The organism is Rhodococcus sp. 05-2254-2 (genome assembly GCF_002259095.1).
In the GTDB taxonomy this organism is placed as follows: Bacteria; Actinomycetota; Actinomycetes; order Mycobacteriales; family Mycobacteriaceae; genus Rhodococcoides.
Map to the genome: position 1 here is coordinate 344,667 of NZ_NOZJ01000001.1, position 20,833 is coordinate 365,499.

Genomic DNA, 20,833 nt, shown 5'->3' on the forward strand with positions numbered 1-20,833 from the left:
GTATCGTGGATGTCTGCCTCGAACGCAACAGATACGGGAGAAATGCTGTGGGACGACCGTCGGCACCCCTGCTCGACCTCGATCGCATCACGACGGCGGCCCTGACTCTCGTCGAAGAGTCGGGTGGATTCACCATGCCTCAGCTGGCCAAGAGGCTGAAGGTCAGTCCGTCCTCGCTCTACAACCACGTGGCCGGACGTGACGAGATCATCGAGTTGCTGCGGGGCCGGGCGATGTCCGAGGTGGCGATGCCGGAGGTCGGTGTGCCGTGGCGTGAGGCGCTCGCCTGGATCGCACGCGGCTACCGAAACAGCTACGGACGCTACCCGCGGCTGATTCCACTGCTGACGGCTCAGGCCGTGAACAGCAGCGCTGCGTTCGGGATGTACAACACGCTGGCGCGGGTGCTGACTGACGCCGGCTTCGTGCCGGGCGACGTGCTCCGCATCATCACCGTGCTCGACAGTTACGTGTTGGGTTCGGCGTTGGATCTGGCAGCTCCCGAGGCACCGTGGCTCAGCAGTCGCGACGTGGAACCGGAACTGAGAGCTGCCCTGGACACCGCGGGAGATCTGCGAGAGCGATCCGAGGATGCCTTCGAATACGGACTCCGAGCGCTGCTGGCCGGATTCGATCCCACGCCTGCGGACATGCTCGACGGTTAGGTCTTCGGCAACACCTGCAGGTTCATCTTGACCTTGACGCAACGTCAATGCCGATCATCGAAGCATGAGTCGAATCCGTCTTGCCGTTCCTCTGTACATCGGTGGCGCTTCGTTGTCCCTTTTCGGCAACTCGGCGATCACGATCGTCCTACCCTGGTTGGTGCTGGCCACGACCGGAAGTCTCACGTCGGCAGGTCTGATCGCTGCGGCAGCGGGCATCGCTGCGGTGCCGGCAACATTCGCCGGTGGTCGCCTGATCGACCGATTCGGAGCACGCAACGTGGCCGTCGTCTCCGATCTCGGCAGCGCAACTGCGGTACTCGGCTTGATCGTGGTGAGTGCGACGGTGGGGTTGTCGGTGCCGTGGTTCGTGGTGCTGGGAGTTGCAGGCGCGGTCTTCGATGTTCCGGGGATGACGGCTCGTCAAGCGATGCTCGCCGACGTCGCGTCGATCTCGGGAACGTCGGTCACCACGGTGGCCGGGTTCTTTCAGACCGGGTTTTCACTGGCGTTCCTGGCCGGACCGGCTCTGGCGGGCCTGCTGTTGAGCGTGCTGGATCCGATCGAGGTCGTTGCCGTCACCGCAGCCTCGTCGGCGGCCGCTGCATTGCTGACTGCGATTGTTCCGGTCATGGGGCAGGCGTTCGCGACGGACTCCACGGGTTCTGGCAGTGCCCTGGACCTGATCCGTGCCACGCCCGCGCTGCGAGCAATGCTGATTTTCGCATTCCTGGCGAGCCTGGTCACCCCGCCGATGATCAGCCTGCTCCTGCCCGGTCACTTCAACGAGATCGGCGAACCCGGGCAGCTGGGCCTGGCGATGTCGGCGTTCGCGATCGGTGCGCTGGCGGGGTCGGCACTGTTCGCTGCGTTGGCCGCCCGATCTCGACGGGCCACCTTCGTGACGGGAATGGCCGCGATGACGGCAGGTATCTGGCTGTTCGCACAGTTGCAAGGGTTCTGGATCGTCGCAGCGGGGATGCTGGTCATGGGTCTCGGATCCGGGCTGTTCGGTCCGATCTGGAACGTCTACGTCGCCGAGCGTGTCCCCGCACACGTTCGGGGGCGCGTCCTCGGCTGGCTGAACATGGGCGGGCTCGTGGCGGGTCCGATGGGGTTGGGGCTGATGTCGGTGGTGCTCGTCGGCGGAGATCTCGGTCTCGGGGCTGTCGTCATGGGCGTCGGATGGACCGCTGTCGCCGCCTATGCGGTTCTGAGTCCGGGTGCACGTGAGCTGACCGAACCGCTGCCGCAGTCTGCCCGGGTGGACGATTGATCGGCCAGAATGGTTGCCATGCTGCGCATCGGTGAGCTGGCTTCCTATGTGGGAGTGACAACCCGAACCGTCCGGTTCTATCACCAGCAGGGTCTGTTGGACGAGCCGCAGCGCAATACATCGGGCTACCGCCTCTACGACGGGGAGGCCGTCCTGAGGCTGTCACGCGTCGTTGCTCTTGCCTCCGCCGGTGTGCCACTGGCGCGCGTTCACGAGCTACTCGACGCCTCGCAGGAATCACTCGACCTCGCCTTGGCCGAGATCGACGCCGACCTGAGCAACAGGATCGAACGTCTGGAGAAGGATCGCGACAGACTCCGGCTGTTGCGTGCCGGCGACGCGCTTGTCCTTCCAGATGTGATCGTCGGCCTGATCACGCACCTGCGCAAAGCGGGTATCGACCCCGACGTTGTCGATCACCATCGCGATGCCTGGGTGCTGACGTATGCCGTCTACCGGCCCAGGCTCGATCCCTGGCTGGAATCGGTAGGCGGCACCATGCTCAGGGACCCGGGCTATCTGGCACTCATGGTGCGCTCCTTTCGAGCAGCCGAGCTCGAACCCGAGGACCCACAGATCCAGCAGCTCGCGGACGACACGGTCGAGTGGATGGTGAACGCCTGGGACAGTGACGCCCTCGAGTGGTCGTTCGAGCGCGGTCTCGACGATCCGGCGGCCAACTCGCTGCTCGAGGCGCAGTGGGCCGATCGGCCCGCCTGGGTGCGCGTCACCGAGCTGATCGTGCAAGGGCTGCAGGAGCGCGGCATCGAGCACCCTCGACCCTGACGAGGGCCGAGGGGCGGTCAGTCTTCGACGATCAGCGACGGAGTATCACGGCGGAGAATGTTGCCCTTGAAGAATTCCGGCTTGCGCAGTGCAACCACTGCCATGACGACCATGCCGAGCACGATGATGCCGACGCCGATGAGGAACACCATGCCGATGCCGAACAGTGATGAGCCACTGCCGAATTCGGGGTCCCAAGCGTCGACCGAGGTCTGCACGAACACCACTGCCATGCCGACGCCACCGAGCAGCGGAGCCAAGAACTTGAAGAACACGTTGCGGGTGCTGGTGAACAGCTCTTCGCGGAAGTACCAGACACAGGCGAATGCGGTGATGCCGTAGTAGAAGCAGATCATCAGTCCGAGCGCGGCGATGGTGTCGGTGAGAACGTTGTCGCTCACCACCCGCATCACGGCGTAGAAGCCTGCGGACGCTCCGCCTGCCACCAGCGTCGCGAAGCCCGGGGTGCTGAATCTCGGTGTGATGGAGGCGAATCGCTTCGGTAGGGCCTGGTAGTGGCCCATCGCCAGCAACGTGCGGGCCGGCGAGATGAACGTGGCCTGCAGCGAGCTGGCGGAGCTGCTCAACACGGCCAGGGACAGCAGGATCGCGAACGGACCCATCACCGGCCCCGCGAGGGCGGCGAACACGTTGTCGGTGGTGTCGGGATTCTGCAGTCCGTTTCCGGTGTCACCTGTGCCGGCGAAGAGCAGGGTTGCCACTGCGGTGAGCAAGTACAGAACGATGATGAAGAACACCGTGACCAGCGCAGCGCGTCCGGGAATCTTTGCGCTGCCGGAGGTTTCCTCGTTGACGGTCAGGCAGACGTCCCAACCCCAGTACATGAAGATCGACAGTGACAGGCCGGCAGTGAACGCGGAGAAGCTCGGGATTCCGAACGGGTCGAACCAGTCCAGGCTGAACGAGATGTCCTCGGCCCCGTCGCCTGCACCGACCTTGACGAACGCGGCCACGATGAACCACGCCATGACCAAAAGCTGGAAGCCGAGCATCGTGTACTGGACACGCTTGGTCTCCTGCATGCCGCGATAGCAGAGCCACGCTGCCAATGCCATGAACACCAGGCACGTGACGATGTTGACGAGCTTGTTGCCGGTCAGGTCGGCCAGTGAGTCGTTGCTGGTGACCTGGGCGAGAAAGAGATAGAAGAAGTCGACGGCCACTCCCGCCAGGTTCGAGAGCACGATGATGGTGGCCGCGATCAGGCCCCATCCGCCCATCCAGCCGACGTACGGGCCGAAGGCCTTCGACGCCCACGTGAACGACGTGCCGCTGTCGGGCTCGGCCGCGTTGAGCTCTCGATAACCCAACGCCACCAACAACATCGGAATGAAGCCGACGATGAAGATCGCGGGCAGATGGACCCCGACCTCGGTGACCGTCGGCCCGAGCGAGGCGGTGAGCGCGTACGCGGGTGCAATGGTCGAGATGCCCAGGACCACACTTGCGAGCAACCCGAGCTGGCCGGCGGACAGGCCCTTGGACTCGACGTCCACTACCTTGTGCTCATTCATCGCCGGCCTCTCTCGGAACAACGATCATAGGAACGGGAACGACCCGGAGCATCTTGGCGGCAACCGATCCCAGGAAGAGACGGTGAGGCTGGGCGAGTCGAGACGACCCCACCATCAATACGTCGCCGTCGTGCCAGTCGAGCGAAGAAGCGGCCTTCTCGATGCCGGAGCCCTCCGCCACCTTCAACTGCACGTCCGATCCCGCGGGCAATTCCGCTTGCACGGTGCGCAGCACCTCCTCGGCCTTGGCGAGACCGCCCTGTCCCTGCGCCGATTGCTCGTCCGCGGAAACGAGGGAGAGCAGGCGCAACGGCAACTCTGCGGTGACGGACAGGTCGGTGGCTGCCTCGATGAGCTCCGCTGCCCCCGGACGATTTCCGATGGCGCAGGTGATCTCTCGAATGCGTTGCGGCGGAGAATGTCGATACCCCCGCGGAGCCAGCGCGAGCGGCACATGCGCCACGTGCAGCAGATCGCTGGTGACGGTGCCGATCGAATGGCGTCCGAGCAGACCGTCACCGGCCGCACCGACCACGATCATGTACGCGTCGAACTCTCGGACGGCGTCGAGCAGGCCCTGAGCGAAGGACTCGTCGAACAACAGGTGCGCGCGTGCCTGCACGTCCTCGGGTACGAGGGTGAGTGCCTCGTCGAGCCAGCCGGTGGCCCGATCGATCAGGATGTCGTCGTATCCGGCCTCGACCGGCGCTTTGGACGGCACCGGACGCTCCTGCGGCAGCACCAGACAGATGTCCAGCGACGCCTGCAGCGAACGCGCAAGCGTTGCCCCCAGGGCGATTCCGTCAGCGCCACTCGGTGTTGCCTGGTACCCCACGATCAGACGCATGGAAGGACCTTCCCTGAGGTTGGGCGAGCTAATGGCAGGTGCTACCGGGATCGGTGTGGCACGACTTCGGTTCCGACGGTGCGACGTCGAGCGAGGGGTTGCGATCGAAGAACCCGAACGGCTTGAGCCAGAACGAGACCGTGTCCGCGGGCATCACCGGCCAGTCCTCCGGCCGAGTGATGTGGTGGATGCCGAAGGTGTACCAGACGACGACATCGGTGTTCTCGATGCTGCGATCCTTCTCGGTCCACTCCGGGAGCCCGTGGTCTACGCCGCTCTGGTTGACGAACTCGCCGCTGGGCCAACGCTCGTCGGGTGAATTGGGTGTGACCCAGACGGTGTGACCGATCACCTGGGCACGTTGGAAGATCGGCGACGCGGGATCGAACATCGACGGGATCGCCGCTCCCGGAACCAACTTGTAGGCGGGCCGGGTGCCGAGGCCGTTGGTGACGTTGTCGTTGACGACCTTCCACGCCTTCTGGGTGTTCCAGTCGTAATCCTGCTTGCCCTCGGACTCGGTGGTCAGGGGAGTGTTGACCTGAGTCAGTGCGAGACCGTAAGGATTGTCCGGACCCATCGGAACGCGTTGCGTCTCACTGGCATAGACGGTGTTCTCGGTGCCGTCGATGTCCAGATCGAGTCGGGCCACCAGGAAGTGCTGGTGGTAGGGCGCGTAGGTCCGGTTGTCGACCAGCGTTCCCGACGGGTGCGTGCCGCCCTCGTCGAAGTGGGTGACCACCATGATGCCCGTCGCGCGAACCTCGCACTCGATGTTGCCGTCCTGATAGAACCGCCAGTAGACGAGGTACTCGTAATTCGCCACGGTGGCATGGAAGCTGACCGTGAGCCGACGCATCCGCCGCACCTCGGCTCCGGCGTCGTGATCGACGTGCTTCCACAGCACGGCGTTGTCTTCCTCGTGGATGCAGATCGCGTTGGTGATCGTGTACGGTTCACCCTTGCTGTTGTGCAGTACAGCGTCGAGATAGCGGATCTCGCCGAGGCAGTCGCAGCCCAGCTCGAGCGAGGTGGTCATGAAGCCGAGACCCCACTCGCCGATGTCGAATGCGGTGCGGCGGTAGTGATCCTCGGTGTGGTCGCGATAGGGAACGACCATCTCCGCGAACGACATTCGATTGGCGACGGACCGCACGTTCCCGTTGTCGTTGTAGCTGACGGCGTGCAGCGTCATGCCCTCGCGATAGTTGAAGCCGACTCGCAGCGACCAGTTCTGCCACGTCAACTTGTTGCCGTCGAGCTCGAACGACGGCCCGTCGGACTGAGTGATCTCGAGGGGCTTCAAGGGCGGGCGTGTGCTCGCGTTCCTGATTCGCTCCGGGATATGGCGAGGGACGTACTCGCCCATGATCTCCGGACGCTCGACGAGATAGGTGTCCTCGATCTCGAGCAGTTCCATCGTGTTCACGTCGATCACGCAGTGGAATCCGCCCACCGGTCCGGCGTAGGGATTGGCACCCTCGGCAGCCTTGACCCACGTGTCGGACCAGCCGAGGCGTCGACCCTTGTACTTCTCGGGCGTCACCGCCTCGCCGTAGGTCCAGGTGTCCATGAACACCAGATCCAGATCGGTGATGCCGCGATCGGCAAGGGCGGCAATCACATCGGGGTGGGCGCGGAGGGCCGCGTCGGCCTCCTCCCACTCGTCGACGGTGAAGTTGGGCTGCACATCCGGGATGTGCGTCCACGATTCGGTGGTGCGATCGTCCAACGACACGACGGCCTTGAAGGTCGTGTTCTCGGTGCGGTTCAACACCACCGAGACAGCTCGACGCGCAGGCACTGTTCCGTCTGCGTCGAACGCGGCGATCTCGGACTTCGCGGGTTCGATCATCTCGATCGAGGCGTAACGCCAACCGTCGCCGACGCCGTGATCGCGGCCGAGAACCTCGGCCACGGTGGTGAATTCGTCGCTGGACAGGGGATCGAGGGGATGAAAGGTCATCGAAGGGTCTCCGTCGAGCTCATGACGTGCTTGATGCGGGTGTAGTCCTCGACGCCGTACGCCGAGAGGTCCTTGCCGTAGCCGGAGTACTTGAATCCACCGTGCGGCATCTCCGCCACCAGCGGAATGTGGCAGTTGACCCAGACGGCACCGAAGTCCAGGGCCGCCGAGATGCGCAGTGTGCGTCCGTGATCGGAGGTCCAGACGCTCGATGCGAGCCCGAAATCGACGTCGTTGGCGAGCGCGATGGCCTCCGCCTCGTCGGTGAACCTCTGCACCGTGAGCACTGGGCCGAAGGTCTCCTCCTGCACGATGGGATCGGACTGTTGCACGCCGGTGATGATGGTGGGCTCGAAGAAGAAGCCCTTGTCGCCGATGCGCTTGCCGCCGGTGACGACGGTGGCATGAGCGCCGATGCCGTCGACCTTTGCGCTCACCTGACCGAAGTGGTTGACGTTGTTCAGTGGGCCGAGGAAGGTATCGGGGTCGTCGGGCAGGCCCACCTTCAGCGTCTTCGCCTTGGCGACAAGGGCATCGACGAGGGCGTCGTGTACCGACTCGTGCACCAGTACGCGGGTGACGGCGGTGCAATCCTGGCCGGCGTTGAAGAACGCGGCCTCGGCAATTCCGTCCGCGGCCTTGCTGATGTCGACATCGTCGAACACGATTGCCGGTGCCTTACCGCCCAATTCGAGGTGGGCCCGCTTGAGCTGCTTGGCGGCGGCCACGGCCACCGCGATGCCGGCGCGGACAGATCCGGTGATCGAGACCAGTCCTGGAGTCTTGTGTTCGACGATCGCGGCTCCGGTGCTGCCGTTGCCGAGAACGACGTTGAACACCCCGTCCGGAACAATGCCCTTGGACAGCTTCGCCAGTACCAACGTGCTCTCGGGGGTGGTGTCACTTGGCTTGAGCACGATGGTGTTTCCGGCGGCCAGCGCTGGACCGATCTTCCAGATCGCCATCATGAACGGGTAGTTCCACGGCGTCACCTGGCCGACGACACCGATCGGTTCGCGTCGAACATAGGAGGTGAAGCCGTCCATGTACTCGCCCGCCGACTTGCCCTCGAGCATCCGGGCCGCGCCTGCGAAGAATCGAATCTGATCGGCACCGACGGTGACTTCCTCGGCGGCGATGGTGGCCTTGGGCTGGCCGGTGTTGCGGCTCTGCGCCTCGACGATCTCGTCGCTGTGCGCTTCGATGGCGTCGGCCAGCTTCAGCAGCACCTTCTGCCGTTCGCCCGGCGTCGTCTTGCCCCAGGTCTCGAACGCGCTGGCAGCGGCCGACATCGCGGCCTCCACATCGGCGGCGTCGGACACGGGGGAGTGGGCGACAACCGACTCGTCCACCGGATTCACCACATCGAGCATCTCGGTGCCCGAGGGCGTCACGAATGCCCCGTCGATGTAGTTCTGCAGGACAGGCACCGTCATCACTGAACCCCTAGCGTCGACTGTTTCGGTTCTGCAAAGCCTGCACCTACGGACGAGACTTCGCCACCCGACAAGATGTCCAATACTTCCCTTCGAATCAGGACGAGATGTCGGTCTATCTCGCACGCGAGCGAGCTGCTCACCGGCTAGCCTGTTGCGGTGGCAGACACAGAGGTGGGGTACCGACAGATCGCCGACGACACCTGGGCATTCATGCGGCCGCCCGGAAGCTGGGGCCAGACGAATACCGGATTGATCGTGGGGCCGGGTTCTGCGTCGATGCTGATCGACACGGTGTGGGATGTGAACTGGGCAGGACGCGTCGTTGCCGACACCGCCGAGCTGGTGGCCGACGCGCCGATCACCGAAGTGCTCAACACCCACTCCGACGGTGATCACTGGTGGGGAAACGACACCGTCCCCCCCACGGCTCGCATCACCACCAGTGCCGCTTCACTGCACGCCATGAGGGAGGAAACACCTCCGAAAGGTGTGCAGGCGTTCGCCTCTCTCGGTGCGAAGATCGGCTGGTTGCCGGGACCGGTCGGTGCAATGGGCTCCTACATGAACCGGGTCCGCGGTGACGCCACCTTCCCCGGCGCTCTGCCGCGGCTGCCGGACCACACCTTCGAGACCACCGAGACCATCGATGTGGCAGGACGGTCCGTGCACCTGCGCTACCTGGGCCCGGCGCACACCGAAGGCGACCTCATCGCACACGTACCCGACGTCGGAGTGGTGTTCGCCGGCGACCTGTTGTTCATCGACGCCACCCCGGTGCTCTGGCACGGTCCACTGCAGAACTGGATCGACGCCCTCGACCACCTCCTCGAGCTCGATGCCGCCGTCTACGTCCCGGGCCACGGACCCCTGTGCGGCACCGCCGAAATTCGCGCCCTCCGCAACTACTGGACCTGGGTGTCCGAGGCCGGGCGCAGCTGCTTCGACGCTGGACTCGCGCCCACCGAAGCCGCCCAGAACCTGCTGAAATCAAGCGAATTCGGGCAGTATGCGCACTGGGACTCACCCGAACGACTCATCCTGAGCATGAGCACCCTCTACCGCCTGTGGCGAGGTGAGCCGCCTGCGCCACCCACGCTGACGCGTCGAGCACGGGCGTTCGCGGACGCGGGGAGGTACTTGCGAGAGCACTAGGTGTGCTCACCGCGAGTGCGGCTCCGGCGCACCGAACTGCTGTGTCAACGATGCCGCGTGGGCGAACAGTATGGTCGGATCCGGTTCGGCTGCAGAGGGTTCCAGTACGAGGGTGGTGGCACCGGCATCGATCCAGCGTTGCAGGTTGCTGGCCGCGGCATCGGAGCTTGCGGCAACGTAGACCACCACGTCGTGGTCGGGCCCACCGTCGATGTGCTCGATGGCCGTTCGCACCTGATCCGGTGACGTTTCGCTGGTGAGGATCGTTCCCACAGCGGTGCGGCCGCTCAGGGCGAGAGTCTTCGGCCCCGTCGCACCGACGAGCAGCAGCGGTGGTTGCAGCGGAGGCCAATTCAGCTGCACGTTGTCGAGTGAGACGTACCTGCCCTGCACGGTGACGCTCTCGCCCGCCAAGAGTGCGGTGAGCGCGGTCATCTGCTCGCTCAGCAACGTCAGCGGCGATTGCACACGCGCCCCGATCTGACCCATCCACGACTGCACACCGTGTCCGAGCCCGACGCGCAGCCGTCCTGGGTGGACCCGGGCGACGGTGGCGATCTCCATGGCGGTGGCCGCCACGTTCCGCATCGGAGTGGGTAGCACCCCGATGCCGACGTTCAGGCGTTCGGTGTTCGCGAGAACCAGTGCAGCGGTAGTCAGTCCGCCGGAGTAGAAGCAGTCTTCCCATATCCACACTTCGTCGATGCCTGCCCGGTCGGCTGCACGTGCCGCCTCGACGAGATCCTCCGGCGCAAGTTCGGGTCTGAGTACGACGCCGATTCGTGTCATTGCAGTCTTCCTTCTTCTCAGCGAACGAGGTAGGGGGACACGGAACTTCGGTGCTCGTCGATGTCGAGGTCCTTACCCAATGGCGGGAATGCGCGTTGCGGGCAGTTCGATCGCTCGCACACCCGACAGCCCGCTCCGATCGGCGTCGCCGCTGCCGAACCCTGTACGTCCAGACCGTCCGCGTACACCAGCCGTCCGGCGTGGCGCAGTTCGCAACCGAGGCCGATGGCGAAGGTCTTGCCGGGCTGACCGTATCGTGCGGCGCGTCGCTCCACGGTCCGCGCGATCCACAGGTAACTGCGGCCGTCGGGCATCTCGGCGATCTGCGTCATGATCTTGCCCGGATACGCGAACGTCTCGTACACATTCCACAGCGGGCATGTGCCGCCGCTGGACGAGAAGTGAAAACCTGTGGCGGACTGACGCTTCGACATGTTCCCGGCGCGGTCGACGCGCACGAACGAGAACGGCACACCCCGCAACTCGGGTCTCTGCAAGGTGGACAGGCGATGGCAGATGGTCTCGTAGCTGACCGAGAAGAAGGCCGAGAGCCGCTCGATGTCGTACCGGAAATCCTCGGCCACGTCATGGAACTGGTGATACGGCAACACCGTCGCGGCCGCGAAGTAGTTCGCGAAGCCCAGCACCGCCAACTTCTTCGACGACTCACTGGTGAAATTGCCTTCGTCGGCCATCTTCTGCAGCAGGTCCCCGCATTCGAGATACGCGAGTTCGGCGGCGTACTTGAACACCTTCTGCCCGCCGGAGAGATGCGGTGAAATCTCCAGTACTCGCGTCTGGGGATCGAATCGGTGCAGCACGTTCTCGCCGAGGTCGATCCGATTGACGATCTGCACGTCGTGGACCGTCCGCAGCCGCTTGGCGATCTCGCCACCGATATCAGCGCGATGGAACCGGATCCTCGAGGTCAGAGCCTCTGCCGCAGTGTCCAGTTCGTGCAGATAGTTCTGCCGCTGATAGAAGTAGTCGCGCACTTCCTCGTGCGGCTTGCTGATGGAACCGCTGCCACTGCCGTCCGAGAAACGCTCCTCGGTAGCGGCCAACAGCTGAGCCGTCGTATTGCGGTATCGGCGGTGCATGTTGACCATCGCCCGCGCCAGCTGCGGGTGTGAGCTGACCATCTGCGCGATCTCGTGCGCGTCGGCGTCGATCCCCATGTCCTGATCGAGCGCGACCTCACGGAGTTCGGCAACCAGTCTGGTGTCGTCCTCGGAGGAGAAGAACGACGTGTCGACGCCGAACACCTCGGAGATCCGCAGCAGCACCGGCACCGTCAGTGGACGCACGTCGTGCTCGATCTGGTTGAGATAGCTGGCCGAGATTCCCAGCTTCTGCGCCAGCGACACCTGACTCATGCTGCGTTCGCTGCGGAGCTGCCGAAGCCGCACGCCGACGAAGGTTTTGGACATATCGCCAGGCTACGCCTGCGAAGAATTGCCTTAACAGCATTGGCAATCGGCTGCTGAGTCACAATTCGGCGTTCATCGGGAACATTAGCCGAAGTAAAGGCGTATACCGGTATACGAGCTATTCACCACGCACCACGAGGAGCGGTCATGTCCAACCGTCAACGCACATCGGAAATTTTCAGGGACGTCGTCGTATTCGTCACCGGAGCCGTACTCGTCGCATCGACCGTCTGGCTTCCCGTCCAGGGCGACCAGGAAGTCACCGGAGCCATCCTGGTGCTCGGCATTCTCGCTGCATCGACCGCGCTGTGGGCCATCGGATCGTCGTCGAGGCAAAGCCACTGGACCCACGTCGGCCTCGGCCTGCTGCTCGCGGTCTCGCCCGCGCTGATGGTGTTCCCGTCCGGATTGCTGGCTGCTGACCTGTTCGCCATCGTCGGCGGACTCGTGATCGCCGCGATGGGTGCGCTCGGGGTGCTCTCGTCGCGTCGGACACCGACCACGTCGCGAGTGGTTGCGTCCAGTGACGAGCGCAGCGGCGTCCGGATCTGAGCCTTCTTTGCAACTGGTGCTCCACTCCCGGGGGGCGGACGCGATGAATGTCGTGCACGGCTCCGGGAGTGGAGCATTTTGTGCAGTCATCGCCTCGATTCCCGGCGTCGTCGGATCACCGACGCGATCTCGCCGGCGATGACGTCCGGTGCGGCCAGTACGTCGAATGCCGAGTACCGCAGCACCAGCCAGCGATCGAGCACCAGCGCGTTCTGCCTGCGCCGATCCTTGCTGAATATTCCAGCTGCACTGTGGAATTCGCGTCCGTCCACTTCGATGATCGTTCGGCTGCGACGGTCGACGAGGTCGCAGATGTACGGACCGACTGCCGCATTCATCTCCAGGTACAGCCCGATCCGGTGCAGCGCGCGTCCCAACGCCCGCTCCGGTTCCGAGGCGAACCTGGTCACTGCCAGCCGAACTTGGCGAGCCAACTCTGCGTTGCCGCGTCGACCCGGGAATCGTTCGAGCAGGCGGAGCAACGACGCGGGGTCGAGTCCGAACTTCAGGCGTTCGTCGATCAGCAACTCGGCCTCGGCGCGGGGGAGTACCGCCAGGCAATCGAGAATCGTCTGTGCGGGCGTGGTGCACGGCAGGGTCTCGACCTCGTCGACGAGCCTGGAATCGAGTGTCCGACGGTGCAGCCGAAGCCAGGGCGGTGGCCGCAACCTCGCGGAGCGAGGGACCGTGGCGTCGAGAGTGGTCGGTTCGGTCGTCCAGCCCCGTAGGTATGCGGCCGACCGGTGACTGAGCACGGCGTCCGGTCGCCACAGCGAAACGGCCCGACATCGATCCATCGTCGACGGTTCCCCGCGCATGTGGACCGTCGGCAGAACACGGGTGAAGCGTCGCGAGACGGTGCTGAGGTGGAGTCCGGAGGCCGGGAGCTGCTGAAAGGTGGCGGGGCCGGGAGTGGAGCCTGCGGAATGACCCTGGGGTGCGGGAGTGGAGCCTGCGTCGGGTGTCATGTTTGCAGCGTCGGGGATGGCGCAGATGTCCCCCGAAGCTCGACCTGGGGGAATGGAATGCCCTGTGGATAGCTGCGTGGCTGTGGATGAGTGCACGTTGCGCTCCACTCGGGGGCGTCGGCGGCGTCATTCCCGAGGCAAAGGCGTCGAGTGGAGCACCCCATGCATGTCCACATTTTGAGATCGGAGTACTGTGATGTCGGTCACAGCAGCGTTGGTTTCTGACTCGATTCAGACGGCTGCGCCAAACCGTACAAGCGTCCTGTATGAGTTTTTGTTCATTGCGTTCATCAACTGGGGTTTCATCGCTACTGGCGAGTAACCATGCCGTCCGATCCGAGAGGTTTGCGCCGACCAAAAATTCGCAACATTAGCAAGGTGCTCGGGAAAGCTAGCCAAGATTGGCACTAACAACTGGTAGACGCATGTTTTCGGTTGTGCCATTGTTTTGGAGTACACCAGAAGGGCCTGGCAACGATGTGAAGATTCGTCTCGAGGCAGGCCGAGAAGCAGAAGAGACTGGAGCTGAAGATGTCGACCACCGGCACCCCGAAGACCATCGCCGAGATCCAGCAGGATTGGGACACCAACCCCCGCTGGAAGGGCGTCACCCGTAACTTCACCGCACAGCAGGTCTCCGACCTCCAGGGCACCGTCGTCGAAGAAGCGACCCTCGCTCGCCGCGGCAGCGAGATCCTGTGGGACCTTGTCAACAACGAGGACTACATCAACTCGCTCGGTGCCCTCACCGGCAACCAGGCCGTGCAGCAGATTCGCGCCGGCCTCCAGGCGATCTACCTCTCCGGCTGGCAGGTCGCAGGCGACGCAAACCTCTCGGGCCACACCTACCCGGACCAGAGCCTCTACCCGGCCAACTCGGTCCCCTCGGTCGTCCGTCGCATCAACAATGCACTCCTGCGTGCCGACGAGATCGCCAAGATCGAAGGCGACACGTCCGTCAAGAACTGGGTCGCCCCGATCGTCGCCGACGCCGAAGCCGGCTTCGGTGGCGCACTGAACGCCTACGAGCTGCAGAAGGCCATGATCGTGGCCGGCGCCGCAGGCGTGCACTGGGAGGACCAGCTCGCATCGGAGAAGAAGTGCGGCCACCTCGGCGGCAAGGTTCTGATCCCCACCCAGCAGCACATCCGTACCCTGACCTCGGCACGCCTCGCGTCCGACGTCGCCGACGTCCCGTCGGTCATCATCGCCCGCACCGACGCCGAGGCAGCCACGCTGATCACCTCCGACGTCGACGAGCGTGACCGTGAGTTCCTCGACGGAACCCGCACCGCAGAAGGCTTCTTCGGCGTCAAGAACGGCATCGAGCCCTGCATCGCCCGTGCGAAGGCCTACGCCCCGTACGCAGACCTCATCTGGATGGAGACCGGCGTGCCGGACCTCGAGGTCGCCAAGAAGTTCTCCGAGTCGGTTCGCAGCGAATTCCCGGATCAGCTGCTCGCCTACAACTGCTCGCCTTCGTTCAACTGGAAGGCGCACCTGGACGACGCGACCATCGCCAAGTTCCAGAAGGAACTCGGAGCCATGGGCTTCAAGTTCCAGTTCATCACCCTCGCCGGCTTCCACTCGCTCAACTACGGCATGTTCGACCTGGCACACGGCTACGCCCGCGAAGGCATGACCGCGTTCGTCGACCTGCAGGAGCGCGAGTTCAAGGCTGCCGAAGAGCGCGGCTTCACCGCCATCAAGCACCAGCGTGAGGTCGGTGCCGGCTACTTCGACCGCATCGCCACCACCGTCGACCCCAACACCTCGACGGCAGCACTGAAGGGCTCCACCGAAGAAGGCCAGTTCCACTAGAGGTACCGCCTCTCCTCACCTTCAGCGCACTAGTCAGGCGGTCCGCAACTTCCGTTGCGGGCCGCCTGTTCTGTACAACGAAGGTCTTGGGTGTACCCGGCAAGAGTTACCCCCATCTCACGAGAGATGTTGTAGCGCAACGTTTGTTGAAGGAGTGTCACTGTGGCGGTCGAGAGGGTGGGGATCGTCGGAGCGGGGCAGATGGGGGCAGGAATAGCCGAGGTGTGTGCCCGCGCCCATGTCGACGTGTTGGTCCACGAACAGACCCGCGAACTGACCAGTGCCGGACGCACCCGCATCCTGAGGTCCCTCGACCGCGGAGTGAGCAGCGGCAAGATCACCGAACGCGAGCGAGAACACGCCGCGGCCAGGCTGCGATTCACCTCCGACCTCGCCGACTTCGGCGATCGCCAACTCGTTGTCGAAGCAGTACTCGAAGACGAGAAGATCAAAGCCGACATCTTCGCCGAGCTCGACTCGGTGGTGACCGACCCCGACGCCGTCATCGCCTCGAACACCTCCTCCATTCCCATCGTCAGCCTGGGAGCCGCGACGACGGCACCCGGCCGCGTCGTCGGTCTGCACTTCTTCAACCCGGTCCCGGTACTGCCACTCGTCGAACTCGTCACCACCGACCTGACCGCACCGGCAGTGGCCGACCGCGCCGAGCGCTTCGCAGGCGACGTTCTCGGTAAACAGGTCGTGCGCTCGGCCGATCGCTCGGGCTTCGTCGTCAACGCGTTGCTCGTGCCGTATCTGCTCTCTGCGATTCGCATGGTCGAATCCGGATTCGCCACCAAGGAAGACGTGGACAAGGCGACGGTGCTCGGTCTGGCGCACCCGATGGGGCCGCTCGCACTCGCCGATCTCGTGGGGCTCGACACGGTCAAAGCCATTGCCGACGCCATGTATTCGGAGTTCGGAGAACCTCTCTTCCTGGCACCCCCGCTGCTGCTGCACATGGTCGAATCGGGGCACGTGGGCAAGAAGGCCGGAGCCGGGTTCTACCGCTACGAGAACGGCCGGATCGCAAAGTAGACCCCGCAGCGGGCGGGTTGCCCCGCGACGGTCATCGGAGCGCTATTGTCGGTCTGCGAACGCAGTCACTTCGATCACAGGAGCGTGTCAGTGAGCAAGTCCACGAAGTCGAACGGTGTGGTTCCCAAGGCATTCGGGATCGGGTTGGCCGCGACCGGTGCCGCCCACTTCGTGGTGCCGGAGGCGTTCGAGGGAATCACCAAGCTCCCGTTCCCCAAGGACACTCGAACCTGGATCAGTCGCAACGGAGCCACCGAATTGGCCGTCGGCGCGGCTATCGCATACCCCGGGACGCGTAAGATCGGACTGGTCGGTCTGGGCGCATACGTACTGTGGCTCGGGGCCAATATCGCCAAGAACAGCTGACGTTACTGTTGCGAACGACTCGTTTAGAGCAGGAATAGCCTGGTCGAGGCGGTAGCTGCCTTGCGCTCGCACTGATGCGTAGGTAGCAATATAGATATGACTTCAGCTACCGCTTACCAGGCCACCGCTCCGGACGCCCCGCTCGAGAAGGCGACGATCGAGCGGCGCGCCGTCGGACCGAACGACATCCTCATCGACGTCAAGTTCGCGGGCATCTGCCACTCCGACATCCACACCGCCCGTAACGAGTGGGGCGGCACCACGTACCCCGTCGTTCCCGGGCACGAGATCGCAGGCATCGTGGCCGAGGTCGGCTCCGAGGTGACCACCCGCAAGGTGGGCGACCGCGTCGGCGTCGGCTGCTTCGTCGACTCCTGTGGCGAGTGCGAGGCGTGCAAGGACGGCGACGAGCAGTACTGCACCAAGGGCGTCGTACAGACCTACAACTCGGAGACCTACGAGGGCGAGTTCACCCACGGCGGCTACTCCACCCAGATCGTCGTGACGGAGAAGTTCGTCCTCGGCATCCCGGAAGGCGTCGAGCTCGATGTCGCCGCGCCTCTGCTGTGTGCAGGCATCACGCTGTACTCGCCGCTCAAGCACTGGGGAGCCGGCCCCGACAAGAAGGTCGCCATCATCGGTATGGGCGGCCTTGGACACATCGGCGTCAAGATCGCCCACGCCATGGGTGCCCACGTCACCGTCCTGAGCCAGACCGACGCCAAAGAGGCCGACGGCAAGGCCTACGGTGCCGACGAGTACTACGCAACCAAGGACACCACGGCGCTGAAGGATCTGCAGGGCAAGTTCGACCTGATCCTCAACACCGTCTCGGCGAACCTGCCCATGGGCAAGTACCTCGGACTGCTCGCCCGCAACGGCACCCTCGTCGAGCTCGGCGTTCCCGAGAAGCCGCTCGAGGTGCCCGCCTTCAACCTGCTGGCCAACCGTCGTTCGTTCGCAGGATCCATGGTCGGCGGCATCGCCGAGACCCAGGAAATGCTGGACTTCTGCGCCGAGCACCACATCGGTGCCGAGATCGAGGTCATCCCGGCCGAGAAGATCAACGAGGCCTACGACCGCGTCATCAAGTCCGACGTGCGCTACCGCTTCGTGATCGACGCAGCCACGCTGTAACTGTCACCTTGGACGAGTGAATGGTCCATCGACCTGCCCAGACGGGGGTCGATGGACCATTCACGTCTTCGAAGTGGGTTCAGCTCTCGGCCAGTCGCTTCTTCTCGTGCTCGACGTCGAAATCCGCAGCGGGCCAATCGAGGTCGAGCTTCTCCAACGTGTCGATCAGAATTTCCGTGACGGCCAAGCGGCTGTACCACTTGCGGTCGGCGGGGACGACGTACCAGGGCGCATGATCGAAGTCCGTGCGATCGAGAACCCGCTGATACGCCGCCCGGTACTGCGGTAGAAAACCACGCTCGGTGACGTCGCCCGGGTTGTACTTCCAGTGCTTCTCTGGTCGGTCGAGTCGCTCCTGCAGTCGCTTCTTCTGCTCGTCGGCCGAGACGAACAAGGCCACCTTGACCACGACGGTGTCCTCGTCGACCAATTCCTTCTCGAAGGCGTTGATCTCGTCGAACCGCTTCTCCCACACCTGCCGCGGCACCAGATCGTGAACCGCGACGACGAGAACGTCCTCGTAATGGGACCGGTCGAACACCCCGATCCGGCCGGCCCGCGGAAGTGCTTTGCGGATGCGCCACAGGTAGTGGTGCTGCTTCTCTTCCTGAGTCGGAACCCCGAACGAGGCGAGGTCGACGCCCTGCGGATCGACCATCCCGATGACGTGCTTGACCATGCCGCCCTTGCCCGCGGTGTCCATGCCCTGCAGCACCAGCAGAACCGACTTGGTTCCGCCCGCGCGACCGTGGGCATAGAGCTTCTCCTGCAGCGCTGCCAGCACTGCACCGCGCTGTTCGAGCACGTCGTTGCCGTGCGCCTTCGCGCCGTCGAAACCCGGAGTTGCCGTGAAGTCGATGTCCTCCACACGGGGAGAGGAACTGGCCCGCAGCACATCGACGGGAGAAAGAGTCCACAGTTTCGACTTGTCGGCCATAGCCGAGAAGACTACTTCTCTACCATGGGATTCATGGCCCCTACCATTGCAAAAGCAGAAACCGTGTCGCGTGAGCAACTGCTCGAATTCGTATCTCCGCGGCACCACCACACCCTGATCACCCGTAAGCGCGACGACGGTCTGCAGGTCTCCCCGGTCTCGGCCGGAGTGGACTCGGAAGGCCGCATCGTCATCGCCACGTACCCCGAGCGCGCGAAGGTGCACAACATCCGCCGCAATTCCGCCGTCACGGTGCTGGTGCACAGTGATGACTGGAACGGCGACTACGTCCAGGTCGACGGCACCGCCGAAATCATCGATCTTCCCGACGCCGTCGAGCCGCTGGTTGAGTACTTCCGCAGCATCGCCGGCGAGCACTCGGACTGGGACGAGTACCGCGCGGCGATGGTGAAGCAGGGAAAGTCGTTGATACGCATCGTGATCGACACCTGGGGCCCGATCGCCGCGGGTGGATTTCCCCCGGGAAGAGTGTGACAAGCCCGCCCGGGAGAGTGTGACAAGCCCACCAGGGAGGGTGTAACAAGCCCCCCGGGGAGGGTGTGATCTAGCCCTTCAGTGGTGCCGCGAACAGTGGCACCGCGTTTTCCAGTGCGTATCGGGTGCCTGCGACCGAGGCGGCCGAGAATGCGTTGGACAGGTCGGTGTCACCGAGGACCACGAGGCGTCCGTCCCGTGCCGACGGCAGGCCCTGGATCGACGGGTTGTCGGTGATCACCTCGGGTCCGGTGCCGATGGGGAACATGACGGTGAGGTCGGCGTCGAGTGCGGAGATGTTCTCCTCGGACAGTTCGATGCTGAACGCTCCGGGTTCGGCGCGGTCCTGGACGGCCGGAGTGTTGGTCAGGCCGAGTGATTCGAGGAAGTCGACGCGGGTGTCGCCGCGGACGTAGGCACCGACCTGTCCGCTGTAGAGAGTGCCGACGGCAACGGTCTTGTCGGCGAATTCGGGGTTGGCCGCGATGGTGTTGTCGAACAATGCCCTGGTGTCGTCGACGAGCTGCTTGCCCTCGTCGACCTTGCCCAGTGCCTGCGCGACGATCTCGGTCTGCCCGTCCCAGGTGGTGCCGTAGGCGACGTCGGTTCCCGGAGGTGCCGCGACGGTCGGTGCGATGTCGGACAGGTCGTCGTAGACGGCCTTGTCGTTGGTGCTGCGCGTCCACAGAATCAGGTCCGGTTCCAAAGCCGCCACCGATTCCATGTTCACGTCGAAGGTGCCGACGATCGTGGGGTCGGTGTCGTAGGACTCGTCGACCCATGGACCGAGGCCGTTGCCGCCGACGCCGAGCCAGTCACTGGCTCCGACGGGTTGTACACCGAGGGCGAGCGCAGTTTCGGCATCGGACCAACCGAGTGCGACCACTCGCTGCGGGTTCGCAGGGACTTCGACGTCACCGAACATGTCGGTGACGACGACACCGCCGACCTCGGAGGAATCGGCGCTGTCGCCGTCGCCGGCGTCGGAGCTGCATGCGGTCAGGGTGAGAGCGAGGGCCAGGACTGCCGCAGGCAGGGCCAAAGAACGAGAGATGCGCATAGGGCACGCTAACCTATCAAGCGCTGAAATGCTCCACGATCTTCGCGCAGAAGGCAGGCAGGTCGTCCGGGTTTCGGCTCGAGATCAGATTGCCGTCGACGACCACTTCCTCGTCGACGACCGTGCCACCGGCGTTGCGAATGTCGGTTCGGATGCTCGGGTAGGACGTCAATGTCCGGCCCTTCAGAACGTCGGCTTCGACGAGTGTCCAGGCCCCGTGGCAAATGACGCCGACGGGCTTGCGGGCTTGTACGAACGAGCGGACGAACTCCACGGCATCCGCGTCGACGCGAAGTTGATCGGGGTTGGTGGTTCCGCCGGGCAGGATCAGCGCGTCGAAGTCGTCGGCCGAGACGTCGGCGACGACGCTGTCGACGGTGAAGGTGTCTGCAGCATTGACGTCACCCTCCATGGCTTGGATGTCGCCGTGGTCGAGCGAGACCAATGTGACTGAGGCCCCGGCATTTTCGACTGCTTCGCGGGGCTGCACCAGCTCGACTTGCTCGACGCCGTCGGTGGCGAGAATCGCGATGCGGCGTCCGGTCAATGTTTCGGTGGTCATACCCTCTCGGAT

Annotated in this window: 20 protein-coding genes; 10 read left to right on the forward strand and 10 right to left on the reverse strand. The window is 64.2% G+C overall.

What is annotated here, in order from left to right; translation table 11 throughout:
• The first annotated feature begins 47 nt into the window (after positions 1-47).
• From CH283_RS01760 to CH283_RS01770, 3 genes are all read left to right on the forward strand, one after another.
• The gene (locus tag CH283_RS01760) at positions 48-665 is read left to right on the forward strand and encodes a TetR/AcrR family transcriptional regulator C-terminal domain-containing protein (RefSeq protein ID WP_068046221.1); all 618 of its coding nucleotides are present in this window, start codon (positions 48-50) and stop codon (positions 663-665) included.
• A gap of 64 nt (positions 666-729) precedes the next feature.
• The gene (locus CH283_RS01765) at positions 730-1,941 is read left to right on the forward strand and encodes an MFS transporter (RefSeq protein WP_094641038.1); all 1,212 of its coding nucleotides are present in this window, start codon (positions 730-732) and stop codon (positions 1,939-1,941) included.
• 18 nt (positions 1,942-1,959) lie between these two features.
• Positions 1,960-2,727, forward strand: coding sequence for a MerR family transcriptional regulator (locus CH283_RS01770; protein WP_176460411.1), 768 nt, complete (start codon positions 1,960-1,962; stop codon positions 2,725-2,727).
• 17 nt (positions 2,728-2,744) lie between these two features.
• Here CH283_RS01770 and CH283_RS01775 read toward each other — a convergent pair whose 3' ends face one another.
• Genes CH283_RS01775 through CH283_RS01790 form a run of 4 tightly spaced genes read right to left on the reverse strand, consistent with a single transcriptional unit; the run spans position 2,745 to position 8,511 of the window.
• Positions 2,745-4,262, reverse strand: a complete 1,518-nt coding sequence (locus CH283_RS01775; protein ID WP_068046212.1) for an APC family permease — start codon at positions 4,260-4,262, stop codon at positions 2,745-2,747.
• Positions 4,255-5,109: a universal stress protein gene (locus CH283_RS01780; RefSeq protein ID WP_068046209.1), complete on the reverse strand. Its 855-nt coding sequence runs from the start codon at positions 5,107-5,109 to the stop codon at positions 4,255-4,257. Before CH283_RS01780 ends, CH283_RS01775 begins: the two co-directional genes overlap by 8 nt.
• Before the next feature lie 28 nt (positions 5,110-5,137).
• Positions 5,138-7,075 carry a primary-amine oxidase gene (locus tag CH283_RS01785; protein ID WP_094641040.1) on the reverse strand — a complete coding sequence of 646 codons (1,938 nt, stop codon included), beginning with the start codon at positions 7,073-7,075 and terminating at the stop codon, positions 5,138-5,140.
• Positions 7,072-8,511 carry a gamma-aminobutyraldehyde dehydrogenase gene (locus CH283_RS01790; protein WP_094641041.1) on the reverse strand — a complete coding sequence of 480 codons (1,440 nt, stop codon included), beginning with the start codon at positions 8,509-8,511 and terminating at the stop codon, positions 7,072-7,074. Before CH283_RS01790 ends, CH283_RS01785 begins: the two co-directional genes overlap by 4 nt.
• A gap of 159 nt (positions 8,512-8,670) precedes the next feature.
• Here CH283_RS01790 and CH283_RS01795 point away from each other — a divergent pair, with 159 nt between their 5' ends.
• Positions 8,671-9,666, forward strand: a complete 996-nt coding sequence (locus tag CH283_RS01795) for an MBL fold metallo-hydrolase (RefSeq protein ID WP_255183044.1) — start codon at positions 8,671-8,673, stop codon at positions 9,664-9,666.
• 6 nt (positions 9,667-9,672) lie between these two features.
• Here the strand turns inward: CH283_RS01795 and CH283_RS01800 are convergent, their stop codons facing one another.
• On the reverse strand, positions 9,673-10,455 hold the full coding sequence (locus CH283_RS01800; RefSeq protein WP_094641042.1) for an LLM class flavin-dependent oxidoreductase: 783 nt from the start codon (positions 10,453-10,455) through the stop codon (positions 9,673-9,675).
• Between the two features lie 17 nt (positions 10,456-10,472).
• Positions 10,473-11,885: an acetate metabolism transcriptional regulator RamB gene (gene ramB / locus CH283_RS01805; RefSeq protein WP_068046182.1), complete on the reverse strand. Its 1,413-nt coding sequence runs from the start codon at positions 11,883-11,885 to the stop codon at positions 10,473-10,475.
• Positions 11,886-12,032: 147 nt separating this feature from the next.
• On the opposite strand from ramB, the gene CH283_RS01810 reads away from it, so the two are divergent.
• Positions 12,033-12,437 (forward strand): SPW repeat domain-containing protein, encoded by a 405-nt coding sequence (locus CH283_RS01810; protein WP_094641043.1) that lies wholly within the window; start codon positions 12,033-12,035, stop codon positions 12,435-12,437.
• Between the two features lie 86 nt (positions 12,438-12,523).
• Here the strand turns inward: CH283_RS01810 and CH283_RS01815 are convergent, their stop codons facing one another.
• On the reverse strand, positions 12,524-13,405 hold the full coding sequence (locus CH283_RS01815; protein WP_094641044.1) for a DUF559 domain-containing protein: 882 nt from the start codon (positions 13,403-13,405) through the stop codon (positions 12,524-12,526).
• A gap of 531 nt (positions 13,406-13,936) precedes the next feature.
• On the opposite strand from CH283_RS01815, the gene aceA reads away from it, so the two are divergent.
• From aceA to CH283_RS01835, 4 genes are all read left to right on the forward strand, one after another.
• Positions 13,937-15,226, forward strand: a complete 1,290-nt coding sequence (gene aceA, locus CH283_RS01820; RefSeq protein ID WP_037186862.1) for an isocitrate lyase — start codon at positions 13,937-13,939, stop codon at positions 15,224-15,226.
• Between the two features lie 162 nt (positions 15,227-15,388).
• Positions 15,389-16,264: a 3-hydroxybutyryl-CoA dehydrogenase gene (locus CH283_RS01825; RefSeq protein ID WP_094641045.1), complete on the forward strand. Its 876-nt coding sequence runs from the start codon at positions 15,389-15,391 to the stop codon at positions 16,262-16,264.
• Positions 16,265-16,354: 90 nt separating this feature from the next.
• Positions 16,355-16,630 (forward strand): hypothetical protein, encoded by a 276-nt coding sequence (locus CH283_RS01830; RefSeq protein ID WP_094641046.1) that lies wholly within the window; start codon positions 16,355-16,357, stop codon positions 16,628-16,630.
• 96 nt (positions 16,631-16,726) lie between these two features.
• Entirely contained in the window at positions 16,727-17,767 is a 1,041-nt protein-coding gene (locus tag CH283_RS01835; RefSeq protein ID WP_068046175.1) for an NAD(P)-dependent alcohol dehydrogenase, read from the forward strand.
• Positions 17,768-17,846: 79 nt separating this feature from the next.
• On the opposite strand, the gene CH283_RS01840 is transcribed toward CH283_RS01835, so the two are convergent.
• Complete coding sequence (locus CH283_RS01840) at positions 17,847-18,704, reverse strand: PPK2 family polyphosphate kinase (protein ID WP_094641047.1); 858 nt, start codon at positions 18,702-18,704, stop codon at positions 17,847-17,849.
• Positions 18,705-18,737: 33 nt separating this feature from the next.
• On the opposite strand from CH283_RS01840, the gene CH283_RS01845 reads away from it, so the two are divergent.
• On the forward strand, positions 18,738-19,199 hold the full coding sequence (locus CH283_RS01845; RefSeq protein ID WP_068046196.1) for a PPOX class F420-dependent oxidoreductase: 462 nt from the start codon (positions 18,738-18,740) through the stop codon (positions 19,197-19,199).
• Positions 19,200-19,269: 70 nt separating this feature from the next.
• Here the strand turns inward: CH283_RS01845 and CH283_RS01850 are convergent, their stop codons facing one another.
• Positions 19,270-20,259: an iron-siderophore ABC transporter substrate-binding protein gene (locus tag CH283_RS01850; protein WP_068046169.1), complete on the reverse strand. Its 990-nt coding sequence runs from the start codon at positions 20,257-20,259 to the stop codon at positions 19,270-19,272.
• Between the two features lie 16 nt (positions 20,260-20,275).
• Positions 20,276-20,821, reverse strand: a complete 546-nt coding sequence (locus CH283_RS01855) for a type 1 glutamine amidotransferase domain-containing protein (RefSeq protein ID WP_176460410.1) — start codon at positions 20,819-20,821, stop codon at positions 20,276-20,278.
• Positions 20,822-20,833 lie beyond the last annotated feature (12 nt).

Excerpts from the sequence above, each read along its gene's own strand:
- CH283_RS01815 (WP_094641044.1), bottom strand. The coding sequence starts at position 13,405 with ATGACACCCGACGCAGGCTCCACTCCCGCACCCCAGGGTCATTCCGCA.
- CH283_RS01850 (WP_068046169.1), bottom strand. The coding sequence starts at position 20,259 with ATGCGCATCTCTCGTTCTTTGGCCCTGCCTGCGGCAGTCCTGGCCCTC.
- CH283_RS01835 (WP_068046175.1), top strand. The coding sequence starts at position 16,727 with ATGACTTCAGCTACCGCTTACCAGGCCACCGCTCCGGACGCCCCGCTC.
- CH283_RS01785 (WP_094641040.1), bottom strand. The coding sequence starts at position 7,075 with ATGACCTTTCATCCCCTCGATCCCCTGTCCAGCGACGAATTCACCACC.
- CH283_RS01790 (WP_094641041.1), bottom strand. The coding sequence starts at position 8,511 with ATGACGGTGCCTGTCCTGCAGAACTACATCGACGGGGCATTCGTGACG.
- CH283_RS01800 (WP_094641042.1), bottom strand. The coding sequence starts at position 10,455 with ATGACACGAATCGGCGTCGTACTCAGACCCGAACTTGCGCCGGAGGAT.
- CH283_RS01775 (WP_068046212.1), bottom strand. The coding sequence starts at position 4,262 with ATGAATGAGCACAAGGTAGTGGACGTCGAGTCCAAGGGCCTGTCCGCC.
- CH283_RS01780 (WP_068046209.1), bottom strand. The coding sequence starts at position 5,109 with ATGCGTCTGATCGTGGGGTACCAGGCAACACCGAGTGGCGCTGACGGA.
- CH283_RS01845 (WP_068046196.1), top strand. The coding sequence starts at position 18,738 with ATGGCCCCTACCATTGCAAAAGCAGAAACCGTGTCGCGTGAGCAACTG.
- CH283_RS01765 (WP_094641038.1), top strand. The coding sequence starts at position 730 with ATGAGTCGAATCCGTCTTGCCGTTCCTCTGTACATCGGTGGCGCTTCG.
- CH283_RS01840 (WP_094641047.1), bottom strand. The coding sequence starts at position 18,704 with ATGGCCGACAAGTCGAAACTGTGGACTCTTTCTCCCGTCGATGTGCTG.
- CH283_RS01770 (WP_176460411.1), top strand. The coding sequence starts at position 1,960 with ATGCTGCGCATCGGTGAGCTGGCTTCCTATGTGGGAGTGACAACCCGA.
- CH283_RS01855 (WP_176460410.1), bottom strand. The coding sequence starts at position 20,821 with ATGACCACCGAAACATTGACCGGACGCCGCATCGCGATTCTCGCCACC.
- CH283_RS01810 (WP_094641043.1), top strand. The coding sequence starts at position 12,033 with ATGTCCAACCGTCAACGCACATCGGAAATTTTCAGGGACGTCGTCGTA.
- aceA (WP_037186862.1), top strand. The coding sequence starts at position 13,937 with ATGTCGACCACCGGCACCCCGAAGACCATCGCCGAGATCCAGCAGGAT.
- ramB (WP_068046182.1), bottom strand. The coding sequence starts at position 11,885 with ATGTCCAAAACCTTCGTCGGCGTGCGGCTTCGGCAGCTCCGCAGCGAA.